Raw genomic sequence first — 15,368 nt, 5'->3', positions numbered from 1 at the left:
GTGGCAATAGAAACGTTCACCTGGCCGACGCAAAACGGAGACGCACCCGAGATTACCTATCGGGTGCGTACTTCTCAGTTCGGCGATGGCTATAAACAGCAGGTCGGCGACGGGATCAATAACAAGGTTGACTCCTACCCGATAACTCACTCCGGTAACAGGGTTAGGGTGCTTGAGATCATGGCGTTCTTTGACCGGCATGCGGGCTCAAAGGCCTTTCTCTGGACTACGCCGCTTGGCCAGCTAGGTCTTTTTACCTGCAAAAACCCGGTCCCCACGCCTGTGGGTGGCGGCGTATTCAAACTGACGGCGACATTCGAGCGCGCCTTCCATCCTTAAGGATTTTCCATGTCGCTGATCAGTGATATCCAGACTCTAGAGCCTGGGAGTGAAGTGTTGCTGTTCGAATTGGATGGATCCGATTACGGTGCCGATATCCTTCGCTTCCATGGTCACGCAATACCCCATACGCCTGCAGAGCTTATTGCTGCCGGTACACATGCAGACCAACTGCCGGCGAAGTCGATCTACTGGCAGGGCAACGAGTACGGCTCCTGGCCGATGCAGATCGATGGCATTGAGGCAAACGGTGATGGGACCGCTGTCAGGCCTTCCCTCGCCGTTGGCAACGTCAATGGTCGAATCACTGCACTGTGTCTTGCGTTTGATGATCTGCTGGAGTTCAAGCTGACCATGCGCCACACCCTGGGGTGCTTTCTGGATGCAGAGAACTTTGAAGGCGGAAACGCCGAGGCTGATCCTACTCAAGAATCGATCGAGGTTTGGTATGTCGACCAGAAAACGAACGAAGACGGGGAGACCGTTAGTTGGGCGCTGGCGAGCCCTGGGGATGTTGGTGGAGAAATCATCGGGCGACAGATGACGACTCTGTGCCACTGGGCGCTAACCGGTGGCTACCGTGGGCCGAATTGCGGCTGGACTGGCAGGTACTTTGACAAGGATGGCAACCCTACGGATGACCCTGAGAAGGATGAATGCAACGCGCTGCTGACGACGGGGTGCGAATGCCGGTTCGGTAAGGGCAACCCCTTAAGTCACGGTGGATTTCCTGCTGTGTCCATCATCGCCAGAGGTTGACCATGCGCAAACACATCCTGAGCGCGATTCAGGCGCATGCGGCCGAGCAGTACCCGAAAGAGTGCTGCGGCCTGGTTCTGGCTATCGGCCGCAAGCAGCAGTACTTCCCGTGCAGGAACATCTCCACGGAGCCGAACGAAGAGTTTCGCCTTGATCCCGAGGACTACGCTGCGGCGGAAGACTTGGGGGAGGTGATCGGTATTGTCCATTCACACCCTGATGCGACCTCTAGACCATCACCTCGGGACCTGGCTATGTGCGAGGCCACGGCGTTGCCCTGGCACATACTTTCGTGGCCTGAGGGGGATCTGAGAACGATCACGCCAACCGGCAGCACGCCGTTGCTCAAGCGCCCGTTTGTACACGGGGCCTGGGACTGCTGGCAGGTCTGCGCGGATTGGTATCAGCGCGAATGGGGTCTTGAGTTTGAGGCCTTCCAGCGCACCGATGGCTGGTGGGAGAGTACGGAGAACGTCAGCCTGTATGAGCAGAACTACGAGGCTGCCGGCTTTGTTCGCGTCGACCGGCCGCAGCGCGGCGATCTGATCGTCATGCACGTCGGGCGGACGGTTCACCCGAACCATGCGGGGATTTACCTGGGCACTGATCCATCGCTACCTGGCGAAGAGTCTGGCGTCTTCGGCCTGGGCCCGTTCTTGCTGCATCACCTGTACGGTCGGCCATCTGAAGTTTTAGTGTTCGGAGGTCCGTGGCTAGACAGAACACGCCTGATCCTCAGGCACAAAGATGCAAAATAACCAACAGTCCTCAGGCTTGCAGGTTTAGGACTTGGGAAAATCGTCATGAAGGCGCATGGCCGCTACGGCAAGCCCTAGGCCTGTCACTGTTATTTCGTCCAGCTGTACCCATTTTGAAGAACAATCTAGGATTGATGCTCTTTTACTGGAGTATTTGAGATGCAGGAAAGCATAAAGCTTACGCCGAGCACCGACTGGGCATGCGCTGAAGAGATGGTGCGTGTCGATCCCGATAGGTCATTTGTAGACGCTAAATGTAATGCTGCAGAGCGTGAGCTACTAATGATCGAGCTCAATGGGAAAAAGAGCGGATTTGTTCTTCTTGGATATTGGAATGAGGAAGACGGCAAGGCTGTTGAAGTGTCGAAGTTCCTTGTCCTGCCGCCTCATCGTGGAAAAGATGGTATTTCACTGGATTCTGCAAGGGCGGTCTTTTCGCTGTTGGATCGGCGCAACTATAAGAGCTACTCGCTACACTCGCTCAATTCGAAGGCATCCCATTTTTGGAGGAAGGCATTACTAGGGATGAAATATAGAGAAGATGGTAGCCTTTTCAGAGTTGGAGAGTGGGATTACTAGCTCGGCCCGCAAAAGCCCAGTCCCGCGCTGGGCTTTTTGCATCTGGCCCGTCAGTGCTAAAGTTCCGCCATATCTCAACGAGGGAACGACATGAAATTGTTCATAGGGGGCCTGGCCCTTGTGGTGCTTGCTGGGTGCGTTTCGCCAAGCGATCTCAAGAGCAGCGCCCCGACCACTACGGCCACGACCAAGAAGTCTCCAAGGCAGTATGCGCTTTGCGTTTTCCCAAAATGGCAGGACGCACGCTCTGAGGCGGTTATGTCGGAAACCGAGAGCGGTTATCGCCTTGTAATTGGCGCGATGAAATTGACTGATGAGTTGCTAGAGGTAAAGCAAACCTCTAATGGCAGCTCCGTTGCCTTCTATCAGCGCGTGGCTTGGATGCCTGGAGTTGGCCGTACAGCAATCGAAGGCGCTGTTAAAACCTGTCTCTAACAGAACGAACTGATCAGAGCCGCCATTTGGCGGCTTTTTTATTGCCTGGAGGAAAGATATGTCCACAGCAGCACATTACTCACCAATGACAGCTATCAAGCTTTCAGGTCCTTTAGCCAAACGCTTTGGCCGCCTTCATCGCCGTCTTTTGGATGGCGGGAGCGTGAAGGAAGTATTTGCCGCACTAAGGGCTACGATCCCAGGCTTTTCTGAAGAAGTCAGGCGACTAGACCTGCTCGGCATGAGATTTGCCATCTTTCGTAACGGAAAAAATGTTGGTCAATGTGAGTTTGATCGAGGGGGCGTCAACGAAGTTCGTATTGTGCCAATCGTCAGCGGCAGCAAGCGAGCCGGATTGCTCCAAACAATCATTGGAGCTGTGATTTTCGTCGCTTCGTCTTTTATTCCTGGCATGCAAGGCTGGGGGCATTCACTTGGTGCTTCATTGGTTTTGGGCGGCGTCATTCAGATGCTCAGCCCCCAGGCATCAGGCCTAAAACAAAGTGCATCCCCCGAAAACATGCCGTCCTATGCTTTCGGTAGCGCTAAGAACACCACGGCCAGCGGCAACCCGGTCCCGATCTGTATCGGTGAGCGCCGGTGGGGCGGGGCAATTATTTCGGCATCGATCTACGCCGAAGACAAAACTTAAACAGTAAGCAGTGAGCCGGCCGCCCAAGAGGCGGTTTTTTATGCCCGGAGGAAAGATGGATATCGAGATTCATGGCGCCAAAGGTGGTGAGAGCAAGCCAAAATCGCCCGTAGAGTCACCGGATAGCTTGCGCTCGACCAACCTGGCCAAGATTTTGATCGCAGTTGGTGAGGGGGAGTTCGAGGGTACGCCAACCGCCCGCGATATCTACCTCGATAACACTCCAATCCAGGACGCCAGTGGCGCCTACAACTTCACCAATGTGAAGTGGGACTGGCGCTCGGGGTCTGTGGAGCAAACCTTTATTCCGGGCATTCCATCTATTGAAAATGAAACGTCTCTGAACATTGAACTGCGAAGTGGCGCGCCATGGGTTCAGTCGTTCACCAACCTCCAGCTTTCTGCTGTGCGTTTGCGTCTGGCGACTCCACGCCTGGCCAGCCAGGACAATGAGGGGAACGTCAACGGCTACCGAATTGAGTATGCGGTAGATGTGTCCACGGACGGCGGGTCTTACCAGGAAGTGCTGGTCGATGCGCTGGACGGGAAGACCACTACCCGGTACGAGCGGTCACGCCGCATCGATCTTCCTCAGGCTACCAGCGGCTGGCAGGTCCGTGTTCGCCGTATCACGCCGAATCAGAACACCGACAAAATCGCCGACACAATGTTCATTGCTGGCCACACCCAGGTAATCGACGCGAAGCTTCGGTATCCAAACACGGCGCTTCTGTTCATTGAGTTCGACGCAGAGCAATTCACCAACATCCCAGCAGTAACCGTGAAGTGCAAAGCTCGTAAGTGGCAGGTGCCGAGCAACTACGACCCTGTCGCGCGAACTTATACCGGCGCGTGGGATGGCACAATGAAGCAAGCATGGACCAACAATCCGGCTTGGATCACCTACGGTATATGCACCGATGACCGCTTTGGTTTGGGCAAACGTATCAAGCCTTGGATGGTTGATAAGTGGGAGCTTTTCCGTATCGCGCAGTACTGTGACCAATTGGTGCCAGACGGTCTTGGTGGTCAGGAGCCACGTTTTTTGTGCGATATGAATTTGCAAGGCAAGGCTGACTCCTGGTCGTTGCTTCGCGATATCTCTGCGATCTACCGAGGGATGACCTATTGGGCCCAGGGCCAGCTTGTAATGCAGGCGGATATGCCGCGCGCCCAGGACATCGATTACGTTTTCACCCGCTCTAATGTGTTGGATGGGGTATTCAACTACGGCGGCGCCTCGACGAAGACTCGCTACACCCGTTGCCTGGTCAGCTACGACAACCCGGCGAACAACTACGATACCGACGTGATCCCGTACGCGGATATTCCGTTACAGCGCCGGTTCGGCGACAAGCCTACGGAGATCAGCGCCATTGGCTGCACTCGGGCATCGGAGGCGATGCGTCGCGCTAAATGGGCAGTGCTGAGCAATAACCAAGACCGTACCGTCACCTTCAAGACGGGCATGGAAGGCCAGATACCTTTGCCCGGGCATATCATCCCAATTGCTGACTCGGTGCGGGCAGGCCGTGAAGTCGGTGGGCGCATCTCTGAGGCTGCCGGGCGCGTTATCAGGCTGGACCGTGATACTCATGCCAAGGCAGGAGACCGTCTTATCATCAACTTGCCGGACGGCCGAGCAGAGGGGCGCACTATCCAGAGCGTCAATGGTCGTGGCGTAACGGTGACTGTCGCCTATAGCGAGACGCCTGTGGCCGACTTGCAATGGGCGCTCGATGCTGATGACTTGGCTATCCCGCTGTATCGGGTGCTGAAGACTGCCAGGACAACTGAGGGCGATTACGAGATCAGCGCTCTGCAATATGAGCCGAGCAAGTTCGGCAACATCGATACCGGCGCGCGGCTGGAGGAGCGCCCGATCAGCGTGATCCCGATCACCGTGGTTCCTGCGCCGGCAAGCGTCACCATCACTTCGAACGTATCGATCGACCAGGGCCTGGCGATCAGCACCATGAACATTTCGTGGCCCGCTGTGAACGGTGCTGTCGCCTATGACGTGGAGTGGCGCAAGGACAGCGGCAACTGGATCAAGGTGCAGCGCACCGGCTCAACCAGCGTCGACGTCACCGGCATTTATTCGGGTGCCTACGTGGCCCGGGTGCGCTCGGTGAGCGCCTTCGAAATCTCGTCGATCTGGAAGAACTCCAACCTTACCAACCTGGAAGGGAAGGTCGGCCTGCCGCCGGCGGTGTCGTTCCTGACCACCACCAGCCTGGTCTATGGCATCGGCATTCAGTGGGGTTTTCCACCTGGTGCAGAGGACACTCAGCGAACAGAGCTCTGGTACAGCCAGTCGGCCGACCTGACGACCGCCGTCAAACTGAGCGACTTCAGCTACCCGCAGGCTTCGCACGAGATGCACAGCCTGTTGGCCGGTGCGAGTCTGTTCTTCTGGGCGCGCTTGGTTGATCGAACCGGCAACGTCGGGCCGTTCTTCCCAGTACCCGGCGCCGTCAACGGCCAGGCCAGCACCAAGCAGAGCGATTATGAGGCGTACTACGCCGAGAAGATCGGCAAGGGCGCCCTGTATCAGAGCCTGCGAGAAGAGATCGAGCTGATCTCAGGCGACGGGCCAGGCTCAGTAAATGAACGGCTTGAGGTAGCCAAGGAAGAGCTGGAAGGGCTGCTCGGCCAGATCACCGGCGCCGCGCCATTCGATCCGGCCAAGCCGTACCCGGCCGGCTCATTTGTTCAGCAGGACGGCCACATTTATCAAGCCACTCAGGCGGTGCCGGCAGGTGTAACGCCGCCGAATGTCACGTATTGGAAGGACATTGGGACGATCCTCGAAACTACAAACGCGCTTTCTCAACAGATTGCCCTGGTCAGTACCAAGATCGAAGAAATCGACGGCAAGGTGTTGGCGACCGCCACATCGGTCGAGGCGTTGCGGTCTGCTGCTCGTGGTGATGACGGCGCTGGCGATCTGGCCGACGCAATCAAAGGTTGGACATCCACGGCAGATCTTGCTGTTGAGCGTAAAACTCGGGCAACCGAGAACGATGCGATGGCTCAGCAACTGCTTACCCTCGGCGCGCAGGTTGGCGAAAACAAGTCGTCACTGACCGTTCTGGAACAGGTGGTGGCCACTAACAGGGAGACCGCAGCAACACAGATCACCCAGCTCAAGAGTGACCTGGGAGCGGTTGACCAGAAAGCGACCGGCAATGCGCTGGCGATCACCGGACTGGATACCAAGGTCACCAACCTGGATGGGAAAATCACATCCCAGGCGTCGAGCAATGAGTCGCTTCGTGCTTCGGTGCGTGGCGATGATGGTTCTGGCGACCTGGCTGGCGCGATCAAGGCATGGGAGTCCACTGCAGCCATCAGCACGGAGAGGAAGGTGCGAGCATCTGAAATCGAGGCCCAGGCCAAGGTTTCGGAAACGCTGCAGTCAAGCATCGGGCAGACAAGTGCGTCGGTTCAAACGGTGAGCGAGACGGTTGTCCGGTTGGACGGCAGGGTGTCGGCACAGACCACCATGAAGGCCCAGACCATCGTAGATGGCAGAAGAGTTGTATCGGGCTTGGCCTTTGGGTCAAACGGCGATCAGGCTGAGTTTCTGATCTTCGCTCAGCGATTCGCCATCGTGAACGAGATCAGCGGCAAGGTTGACCCGATGTTCGTCATTGAGAACGGCCAAGCCGTGTTCAATACCGCGATCATCAGCAAGGCGATCATTCAGGAAATCATTCTGGGGATGGTCTTGCGTTCGCCGGCGGTGGATTCGAAAGGCCGTCCGTTGCTGGAAATCAACATCCCAGCGGGGACATTCACCCTCCGCAGCTCTGGAACCGGTGGGTCGTCGCTGCTCAATAACGATGGTCTGACTGTGTTTGATGGGAATGAAGATAAGCGCGTAATGGTGGGGAGACAATCCTGATGGAAAAGTACGGCATGTGGACTTGGGGGCCAGGAAACGTTCCTGAAATCACACCCAGCTCCTTCACCATGCGAACCGTGTATACCGCTGTTCTTACGCCTGCGTCATGGGGAAGCGCCAAATTCCTGGATATTGCCGTTGCGGGCGTCACCCCTGAGAACGCGTCAGCGTTCTGTGTGCTAGCCCAAGCTGCGTCCCCGCTTGGTGACAAACAACTTGAGCCCGAGGTGCTGAATGGAGTCGTCAGGGTCTGGAAAACGTTGAGAGGAGATCCCTGGGGGAACTCAGGGAGGTCTTCTACGGTTATGCGATTGTTTGTAGTGAGGTTCAAATAATGGCCGAATCGTATGGTCTGTCTTTCACAGCCCCGCCTGATGATCGTGTAATTATTGACTCGGAATTTTTCCGGTTAATGGTTATTCACAAAGGCAGGTATGTCGGGACTGAGGAAAGTGGGAATTCCTCTACGACCTATTTCCCGACTCCGTTTACAACCCAAGAACAACCTCTAATTTTTATACGCCCTGACAGTGCTGCTGGAAACATCGGCATGGCGAATATAGAGGTGTACGGCAGTCCGGGCAACTGGACCGGGTTTCGCATCCGGATATTCAACAACTACACAATCAAGCCAGTTGGCCGATGGTTTGCCGGAATGTTTGGCAGTGGCCCGGTTGCAGAGTTTGGGGCTCGAATCTGGGGGGCAGAGCAGAAATTGATTTTTGATACTGGCACCCCCGCGGCACTTTTCGTAAGGGCTACCAACAACTGGACGTACACAGGCAGTGGGCAGACTGGGCAAGGTCAATCTATTACGTACTTTCAGGCGCCCTTTACTATGGCGGAGGAGGAATATGTGTTGATAAACAACATGGGCGTCGGAGTTAACACGGTCGGTATCGAAAACAATAGGCAAATTGGCTTTATTTGGGACTACCCCAATCGAGTAATTACGGTCGCGGCTATAGGTATTCCGGGATACAACGCCTCATACATGGGTATAACTATCGTCGTTGCACGAATGACGTCTTAAGCAATATTTAACCGCCAAATAGCCCGCCGCCCCGCGGGTATTTTTTTGCCTGGAGAATGAAATGGCTTCTTGGTTTTCAGAAGGGACCGTAACCGTTACGAACGGCAACGCTGTTGTAACTGGTGCGGGTACAAAGTTTTCAAACTGTCGATCCGGTGACATGTTTGTCGGTCCAGATAACGGCATCTATCAGGTAATTAACCCATCGAGTGACACGTCGGTATCGATCTCGCCGGCCTATCGCGGTGCGTCTGTCGCTGGTGCTGCGTACGGCATCGTGCCGGTGAACGGCTATCCCAAGGCATTGGCCGATGCAGTCAATCAGCTGGTTCAGCAGTGGGGGGCAACTCTTGCCGGGTTGGGGAGTGTTTCGACCGAGAACGTAGTGCCGGTGGCAAAAGGTGGTACCGGGGCCACGACACAGGCGGCTGCTCGTGCTGGTCTTGGCCTGGGCAATGCTGCCACGTTGAATGCAGGGTCTACACCAGGAAGCGTCATGTTGGCCGGTGACCGCGCCTCTCCTTTGGCTTCCACCATAAACACGTGGGGGAACTCATTCCAGATTTGGAACAATACTACAGCAGGCTACCCGGAGGCCGATCAGTCCGGAACAGTAATCAACACGGCCTGGCCTGATGGAAATTACGGCGCACAAATTTTGCTGTCGTTTAGTGGGAAAATGTTTTTCCGGTCTGGCAGTTACGCCGCCGCGCTTATGCGTGAGGTGTACCACACCGGAAACACCACGCGCGGATCTGGCGGGGCTCTTTCTGCTGCTTCTCCAATCGTGAGGGTTGCCTGTATTACTACGAGTGAGCGCGTTGATTTGCAGGAGCAAACCTTCGAGCCAGCGGGTGATTGGGGAGTGGCGAACAGCGAGGCAGCTGGCGTCACCGTAGAGCGCTTGGATGTCGGCCAGTACAAGATCGCCGGTAGCCTGGGTTTGGCGCTTGAGGGCTGGCGGACACAAGATCCATGCTCTCCCGATGGCGGTCGTACGCTTGGTATGACCGAAAGCGAGCAGTCAGAAGATGGCATCGTAATCATCCGCCTTTTCAAACAGAGCTGGAAACTTTCCGATGATGGCGAGATGTTCCCGGGTCGAGGCGCGCCGATGGATGTCCCGCTGAATAGCTGGATCGACGTGCGGCTCGAAATGCCCAAGATCGAAACACCACCACCACCAACTATCACTGAAGAGTAATTGCCCGCCAATTGAGCGGGCTTTTTTTCGTCTGGAGAAAAGTATGCCGATCACCGAGCAGCAGTTGCTGCAGATCCTCCCGAACGCTGGCCGCCAAGCCGGCGTTTTTATTCCTGTGCTGAACACCGCCATGGGCAAGTACGGGATCGTGAACCGCTTGCGGATAGCTGCGTTCATTGCCCAGGTAGGGCATGAGTCTGGCCAACTGCGTTACGTGCGCGAGATTTGGGGGCCGACGGCGGTGCAGGCCCGCTACGAGGGGCGCGCTGACCTGGGCAACACCGTGGCGGGCGATGGCTCTAAGTACCGTGGTCGCGGTCTGATCCAGATCACTGGCCGGGCAAACTACAAGGCATGCGGTGATGCGCTGGGTCTGGACCTGATCAATCAGCCCACACTGCTGGAGCAACCACAGTACGCCGCGATGTCGGCGGCGTGGTTTTGGTCCGCCCACGGGTTGAATACTTTGGCTGACCAGGGGGCGTTCGTGACAATCACACGTCGTATCAATGGTGGGCTCAATGGGCAGGATGACCGCCAGGCGCTGTATGACAAAGCGCTGAAGGTGCTGCCATGACACCGGTGCAGAAGGTGTTGCTGATCTTGTTTTCCATGGTGGTGGGCTTCGGTGCTGCCTGGAAGGTGCAGGACTGGCGCTACGACGGGAAGCTGGCCGGACAGGCTGAGCAGTTCCAGAAGGATCTGGACAAGGTCAGCGCGGCTGCAGCCAAGCAGGCACAGGAAGAGATCGACAAACGCCTGGCCTTGGAGCAGCAGCTCGCCAGCCAGGACAAACAACACACCCGAGAACTATCCGATGCCCAGCGCAACCAGGCTTTACTGCGTGATCGCCTTGCCACTTCTGATGTGCGGCTGTCAGTCCTTCTCGACGCCACGGATTCAGCCAGTGGCTGCAACGTGCCTACCACCCCCGGCACCGTCGGCGTGGTTCATGCAGCCTGTCGAGCCCAACTTGACCCAGCGCATGCTCAAAGAATTATCGCCATCACTGACGACGGCGACCAAGGATTGATCGCGCTACGGGCGTGCCAGGCGTATGTCCGGACCGTGGTGCGCTGACCTACATTTGCCGTCGAAATAATTGGCATGACCTAACATGTACGCAAATGAAGTGAGACTTGGCTGGAAAGGGAAGTTCTGCAGTTTCACGATGACCTCTCGATCATAGCCTTGCTGCCCGGCGAAATGATTCGCCATACATGTGAGGAAAAACAATGAAAATCTTGAAAAACCTCGTTTGTGCAACTGCCTTCGCGGTGTGCTCTGTCGCCAGCTCGATGTCCAGCGCAGCGTCGATCAGCCCGGAAGGTCCCTTCACTACTGAGCCCGGCTATATTATCGTTAAATCACCTTCTTCATTTGGTGCTGCGGTGACCTGTGGCATTACCCTTGGCGGCAATATTATTAACGGCATGGCCAGAGTCGAACGCGTAGTCATGACTGGGGGAGGTCTGTGTATCTATGTGCCTATGTTCATCGGTTCGCCTTGGCTTCTGAGCGTCACGAGAGGTAGCACAGGGCTCACTATGACCAATGTCAGCTACAAGATCCAATCGATCCCGACCACCAACTGCGGTCCAACCTCCATCCTAGTTAGCTGGGATCCTAATACCAAAACCCTCAGCAGTGCGAACCAGTCGCTAAGTGGCAACTGCACCGTGGTTTCTCTGAGTGTGGGCGCACCGTCGCTGACAGTTAACCCGTAGGCAGACTCTGAGAAAGGGTTAATCACCTGTTGAACGCGGGCGTCTCGTAAGAGGCCCCCGTCCTACCAGATCGAATACCTTCTTGCGTCGAATCCAAAATTGTAGGAGTTACGGAATAGGCTACGTGTCCAGACCGTATCCCGTTATCTGGAATTTGTGATGGAAAATTCCGTTATCGGTACCACCAAAGGCGGTGACCAAGCACTAATTGCGCTTCGGGCTTGCCAGGCTTATGTGAGCGCAATTGCACACTGAGCGCACTGAACTACTCTTCCCGGAGGCGTTCGTATTGCGATCATTTGCTAATTGATAGGGCTACATGGATAAGCAGCTTGCAGGTCTTTCGTTTCTGCTGACTCTTGGATGGGTACTGGCAGTGATTTTTGTGATGTGGTACCTCTCCAAAAGCTAGCCTACTGGCTGGATCAGTCCGGGGCCTTTGTTCCGTACGTTCCCCACAGCCGCGTCGACCTTAAACCACTCAAACACCTCCGATGGTTCGCCCTGGTGCAACACCATCTGCTCGGCGCGCTCTTTGGGTGTTGCCGGGTCAAGCCATTCCCGGGCCAGGTCCGGCGTCAGCACCACGGGGCGCCGGTCGTGAATGTCCACCATGCCGCCGGCGCTATCAGCGGTGATGATCACGAAGCCGTCATGCTCGCCCGGACCTTCATCGGCGTCGGGTAATTGGCCAATGGCCGCACACAGTACGGGGGCGCCGTCACGCCGGCGGATCAGGTAGGGCTGCTTCTTCGGCCCGCCTTCATCCACCCACTCAAACCAGTTATCGATTGGAGTGATTGCCCGGTGCGGCCAGATCGCCCGGAAGAATGGCCCGTGGGCTACCTTCTCGACGCGTGCATTGATCGGCGCGGCACGGTCCTTGGCCCAGTGTGGCCGCCATCCCCAGCGCACGGAGTCGGCATGCAACAGCTCGCCCTGGATGTGGAGTAGAGCGACCTGGGTGGACGGGGCGACGTTGTAGCGCTCAATCGGCGCCTCACCTACGGAGTTCACCAAGGTGCCAGCCATGCCCAGCGTTGCAACGTACTCTCGAATATCGCTGTACTGCGAAATCCTCCCGCACATAGGTGCCCCTCCGTCTGTCGAAATCCCCTACAGAAAAATTGACCGCAAGCCGACTGCAAAGTTAACTGTACATTCGTACAGTATCTGTAGAAGGCTGCGTCATGAGCTTTACCATTTTAGGCCCTATATCCGAAGGCGGCACGAAGCTGCCTTTCTGCTCGTTTCGGGTGCCAGCGGGTTTTCCATCGCCGGCCGCCGATCACATCGAGCAGCACATCTCATTGGATGAGGTCTTAAATATCAGGGCGCCGCACGTCTACCTGATCGCCATCACCGGTGAGAGCATGCAGGGGGCCGGTATTTTTGAGGGCGATCTGGCTGTCGTAGACAGGTCCATTGAGCCGGCCCACGGGCATGTGGTCGTGGCACTTCTCAACAATGACCCTATCTGCAAGCGGCTGTGCAAGCGTGGGAAAGAGGTCATCCTGTTGTCGGAAAACCCTAAATACCCGGCACGCTACATCCTGGAGGGCGATGAGCTTTCTATCTGGGGCGTGATCACCAACACTGTGCGCAGCCATGTCTAAGCCGGAACCTGTCTTTGCCCTGATCGACTGCAACAGCTTCTATGCGAGCTGCGAGCGTGTGTTCCGACCTGACTTGGCGAAGGTGCCCATCGTGGTACTCAGCAATAACGACGGCTGTGTCATCGCCCGAAGCTACGACGCGAAGCCATTTATCAAAATGGGGGAGCCGTATTTCCAGATCAAGCACAAGCTCAAGCAGCACGGCATTGTCCCGTTTTCCTCAAATTACGCCCTGTACGGGGATATGAGCGAACGAGTCATGACGCTGATCGAGAGCATGGTGCCCGCCGTCGAGATCTACAGCATCGATGAGGCCTTCGCCGATCTGTCGGGTATCGAAGGCCTGGATGCCCTCGGCCGCCAAATTCGCGCCAGGGTCTTTCAGTGCACCGGAATCCCGGTGGGGGTGGGAATCGCACACACCAAGACCCTGGCCAAGCTGGCCAACCACACAGCGAAGCGCTTGCAAGCACAGACCGGAGGGGTGGTAAACATCACTGATCCGGCCAAGCGTGACTGGGTATTGCGCAACACCGACGTAGCCGAGGTGTGGGGTGTCGGGCGGAAGATGAAAGTCCACCTCGACGCGCTGGGTATCAAGTCCGCCATGGACCTGGCCAAGGCTGATCCGTGGATACTCCGCAAGAAGTTCAGCGTGGTAATCGAGAAGACAGCCCGAGAACTGGCCGGCACCTCATGCCTGGAGCTGGACGAGCCCGACCCGCCCAAGCAGGAGATCTGCTGTAGCCGGATGTTTGGCAAGCGCCTTACCGAGCTGCCGCCGATCAAAGAAGCGCTGGCCACCTACATGATGCGAGCCTCTGAAAAGCTTCGTGCCCAAGGCTCGCTGTGCAAGAAAGTGCGCGTCTGCATCCGAACAGGCATGTTCAATCCGGACGAGGCCAAATACGCAAACGGGGTAGTGGTAGATCTGCCGTACCCTACCGATGACGTACGCCTGCTGACAAAGGCTGCCGTCGATGCGGTGGATCACATCTATCGCCCAGGCTTCAAATACAGCAAGGCCGAGGTGATGTTGCTCAACCTGTGCCAGCCAGGCGAATACACGGATGATCTATTCGCGGTGTCTCAGCCAGCCGAGGCGACCAGAGTGATGGCCGTGCTCGACCGGATCAACGAAAGGTGGGGAAGGGGAACGCTGCGTTCGGCCAGTGTGCCGACGAACCCCGACTGGGGGATGCGCCGGGAAATGATGAGCCAGAGCTATACGACGAGGCTTGATCAGCTTTGGTCGGTGGCTTGCAAGTAGGGGGTGGTGTTCGGTCGGCAGGACGCCGGGGAGGGCCATACTCATGAAGAGAATGTTGAGTGCCACGATGTTGCTGGCCCTTGGTGACTGTGCGAACCATCCTATGGATTGTGCAATTGGCATCATTGGCTGGGATGACTGCTTGCCCGGAACGGAAGGGTACGAGGTTCTGCAGCAAAGTCTTTGATTGCCTTGGTCTCCGCGCCAGTCAACATAAGAGTGACCTAGCGGCTTTCATCGTTGCTGCCGTCGCCAGATAGGGCCTCGGCTGTAACTCCTAGCGCATCAGCGAGCTTGAGCAATACCCTCAGTCGCGGCCAGGCCTTTGACGTCTCATAGCGAGATATCTGGGACCAGGTTATGCCCGCCTGGTCCGCCAAATCCCGCTGAGTCATGTTCGCTGAAGCTCTGGCTCGGGCTAAACGCTCACCAAACAATGCGTCCACTTGATCCTCCGTTGGTGCAGGTAACGCGATAAAAGTACGCAGCTAGAGATGTACATGCAAAAAAGCAAAAAGCCACAATAAAGGTGTCTCACGAACAACGGAGCAGTCTCATGAAAGGCATAGAAAGAAGGTGGTAGGGGCATGTCAGTAGGGGGTGGAAACGGTATTACATGTCGCAGCCATCACACGATAGCCATCCACCGCCTCGATCTGGCTTATATCCAAGCTAATAGTGCAGCTCTGTGACGCTTTATCGCCCCATTTCATGCTGTAGGCCTTGCCCTCGTTAACCGATAGCAGCACCTGCCCGGCTTGCCCCACCACGCCTGCACTACGACCTTTTTCGTTGAGCACCGAGGTGCCGAACGGCAGCAGTGAACCGTCTTGGAGGCGGACATTGAGCAGGACCTTTTCCGAACGACTGGAAGTGAATTTCGCTTTCACTACAGCCCCGCGTCGCGGCACAACATTGGTCACACCCTCATCAATGTCTACGCTTGTGTCTAGTTCGCTGGTGTCCAGTGCCACGCGGTTTTTCCGATATGGCATCACATACGGCACTAACGCATATCCCTTTTTGTTGGTCAGCGTGCCAGGAGCGTTCAGTACGCCCACGTTTGGCGTGTCTTTGATCTCCACC

The 15,368-nt window shown here is 56.4% G+C and carries 17 protein-coding genes; 14 read left to right on the top strand and 3 right to left on the bottom strand.

All coding sequences use genetic code 11. The annotated features are described in order from the left end of the window. The 12 genes from ACRESD_RS01230 to praB all read left to right on the top strand — a co-directional run bounded on the left by ACRESD_RS01230 (position 1) and on the right by praB (position 11,396). Positions 1-339, top strand: a complete 339-nt coding sequence (locus ACRESD_RS01230) for a phage tail protein (protein ID WP_431749263.1) — start codon at positions 1-3, stop codon at positions 337-339. 9 nt (positions 340-348) lie between these two features. Beyond that, positions 349-1,098 carry a phage minor tail protein L gene (locus ACRESD_RS01225; protein WP_431749262.1) on the top strand — a complete coding sequence of 250 codons (750 nt, stop codon included), beginning with the start codon at positions 349-351 and terminating at the stop codon, positions 1,096-1,098. Positions 1,099-1,100: 2 nt separating this feature from the next. Continuing rightward, positions 1,101-1,856: a C40 family peptidase gene (locus ACRESD_RS01220; protein WP_431749261.1), complete on the top strand. Its 756-nt coding sequence runs from the start codon at positions 1,101-1,103 to the stop codon at positions 1,854-1,856. Between the two features lie 159 nt (positions 1,857-2,015). Next, entirely contained in the window at positions 2,016-2,435 is a 420-nt protein-coding gene (locus ACRESD_RS01215; RefSeq protein ID WP_431749260.1) for a hypothetical protein, read from the top strand. Positions 2,436-2,525: 90 nt separating this feature from the next. Next, positions 2,526-2,870: a hypothetical protein gene (locus ACRESD_RS01210; RefSeq protein WP_431749259.1), complete on the top strand. Its 345-nt coding sequence runs from the start codon at positions 2,526-2,528 to the stop codon at positions 2,868-2,870. 58 nt (positions 2,871-2,928) lie between these two features. Next, the gene (locus tag ACRESD_RS01205) at positions 2,929-3,522 is read left to right on the top strand and encodes a tail assembly protein (RefSeq protein WP_431749258.1); all 594 of its coding nucleotides are present in this window, start codon (positions 2,929-2,931) and stop codon (positions 3,520-3,522) included. A gap of 55 nt (positions 3,523-3,577) precedes the next feature. Next, positions 3,578-7,432 (top strand): TipJ family phage tail tip protein, encoded by a 3,855-nt coding sequence (gene gpJ / locus ACRESD_RS01200; protein ID WP_431749257.1) that lies wholly within the window; start codon positions 3,578-3,580, stop codon positions 7,430-7,432. A gap of 334 nt (positions 7,433-7,766) precedes the next feature. After that, the gene (locus ACRESD_RS01195; RefSeq protein ID WP_431749256.1) at positions 7,767-8,465 is read left to right on the top strand and encodes a hypothetical protein; all 699 of its coding nucleotides are present in this window, start codon (positions 7,767-7,769) and stop codon (positions 8,463-8,465) included. A gap of 61 nt (positions 8,466-8,526) precedes the next feature. Further along, on the top strand, positions 8,527-9,669 hold the full coding sequence (locus ACRESD_RS01190; RefSeq protein WP_431749255.1) for a hypothetical protein: 1,143 nt from the start codon (positions 8,527-8,529) through the stop codon (positions 9,667-9,669). A 43-nt stretch (positions 9,670-9,712) separates the two neighbouring features. Further along, complete coding sequence (locus ACRESD_RS01185; RefSeq protein ID WP_431749254.1) at positions 9,713-10,246, top strand: glycoside hydrolase family 19 protein; 534 nt, start codon at positions 9,713-9,715, stop codon at positions 10,244-10,246. After that, positions 10,243-10,749 carry a lysis system i-spanin subunit Rz gene (locus tag ACRESD_RS01180; protein WP_431749253.1) on the top strand — a complete coding sequence of 169 codons (507 nt, stop codon included), beginning with the start codon at positions 10,243-10,245 and terminating at the stop codon, positions 10,747-10,749. The genes ACRESD_RS01185 and ACRESD_RS01180 overlap by 4 nt, the downstream gene beginning before the upstream one ends. A 155-nt stretch (positions 10,750-10,904) precedes the next feature. Continuing rightward, positions 10,905-11,396 carry an alkane oxidation protein activator PraB gene (praB, locus tag ACRESD_RS01175; RefSeq protein ID WP_431749252.1) on the top strand — a complete coding sequence of 164 codons (492 nt, stop codon included), beginning with the start codon at positions 10,905-10,907 and terminating at the stop codon, positions 11,394-11,396. Between the two features lie 408 nt (positions 11,397-11,804). Here praB and ACRESD_RS01170 read toward each other — a convergent pair whose 3' ends face one another. Further along, on the bottom strand, positions 11,805-12,485 hold the full coding sequence (locus tag ACRESD_RS01170; protein ID WP_431749251.1) for an SOS response-associated peptidase family protein: 681 nt from the start codon (positions 12,483-12,485) through the stop codon (positions 11,805-11,807). Positions 12,486-12,586: 101 nt separating this feature from the next. Between ACRESD_RS01170 and ACRESD_RS01165 the strand changes: the two genes are divergently transcribed. Then, complete coding sequence (locus ACRESD_RS01165; RefSeq protein WP_431749250.1) at positions 12,587-13,012, top strand: LexA family protein; 426 nt, start codon at positions 12,587-12,589, stop codon at positions 13,010-13,012. Beyond that, positions 13,005-14,282, top strand: a complete 1,278-nt coding sequence (umuC, locus tag ACRESD_RS01160; protein WP_431749249.1) for a translesion error-prone DNA polymerase V subunit UmuC — start codon at positions 13,005-13,007, stop codon at positions 14,280-14,282. The genes ACRESD_RS01165 and umuC overlap by 8 nt, the downstream gene beginning before the upstream one ends. Positions 14,283-14,506: 224 nt before the next feature. On the opposite strand, the gene ACRESD_RS01155 is transcribed toward umuC, so the two are convergent. Next, positions 14,507-14,728, bottom strand: coding sequence for a helix-turn-helix transcriptional regulator (locus ACRESD_RS01155; RefSeq protein ID WP_431749248.1), 222 nt, complete (start codon positions 14,726-14,728; stop codon positions 14,507-14,509). A gap of 144 nt (positions 14,729-14,872) precedes the next feature. After that, the coding region (locus ACRESD_RS01150; RefSeq protein ID WP_431749247.1) for a fimbria/pilus outer membrane usher protein at positions 14,873-15,368 on the bottom strand (496 nt) is incomplete at its 5' end.

Source organism: Pseudomonas sp. (assembly GCF_050739995.1).
Classification (GTDB): Bacteria; Pseudomonadota; Gammaproteobacteria; order Pseudomonadales; family Pseudomonadaceae; genus Aquipseudomonas.
This window is presented reverse-complemented; position numbering and strand designations above follow the sequence as displayed.

Coding starts and splice junctions, on each gene's coding strand:
- ACRESD_RS01225 (WP_431749262.1), top strand. CDS start 349: ATGTCGCTGATCAGTGATATCCAGACTCTAGAGCCTGGGAGTGAAGTG.
- ACRESD_RS01220 (WP_431749261.1), top strand. CDS start 1,101: ATGCGCAAACACATCCTGAGCGCGATTCAGGCGCATGCGGCCGAGCAG.
- ACRESD_RS01215 (WP_431749260.1), top strand. CDS start 2,016: ATGCAGGAAAGCATAAAGCTTACGCCGAGCACCGACTGGGCATGCGCT.
- ACRESD_RS01210 (WP_431749259.1), top strand. CDS start 2,526: ATGAAATTGTTCATAGGGGGCCTGGCCCTTGTGGTGCTTGCTGGGTGC.
- ACRESD_RS01205 (WP_431749258.1), top strand. CDS start 2,929: ATGTCCACAGCAGCACATTACTCACCAATGACAGCTATCAAGCTTTCA.
- gpJ (WP_431749257.1), top strand. CDS start 3,578: ATGGATATCGAGATTCATGGCGCCAAAGGTGGTGAGAGCAAGCCAAAA.
- ACRESD_RS01195 (WP_431749256.1), top strand. CDS start 7,767: ATGGCCGAATCGTATGGTCTGTCTTTCACAGCCCCGCCTGATGATCGT.
- ACRESD_RS01190 (WP_431749255.1), top strand. CDS start 8,527: ATGGCTTCTTGGTTTTCAGAAGGGACCGTAACCGTTACGAACGGCAAC.
- ACRESD_RS01185 (WP_431749254.1), top strand. CDS start 9,713: ATGCCGATCACCGAGCAGCAGTTGCTGCAGATCCTCCCGAACGCTGGC.
- ACRESD_RS01180 (WP_431749253.1), top strand. CDS start 10,243: ATGACACCGGTGCAGAAGGTGTTGCTGATCTTGTTTTCCATGGTGGTG.
- praB (WP_431749252.1), top strand. CDS start 10,905: ATGAAAATCTTGAAAAACCTCGTTTGTGCAACTGCCTTCGCGGTGTGC.
- ACRESD_RS01170 (WP_431749251.1), bottom strand. CDS start 12,485: ATGTGCGGGAGGATTTCGCAGTACAGCGATATTCGAGAGTACGTTGCA.
- ACRESD_RS01165 (WP_431749250.1), top strand. CDS start 12,587: ATGAGCTTTACCATTTTAGGCCCTATATCCGAAGGCGGCACGAAGCTG.
- umuC (WP_431749249.1), top strand. CDS start 13,005: ATGTCTAAGCCGGAACCTGTCTTTGCCCTGATCGACTGCAACAGCTTC.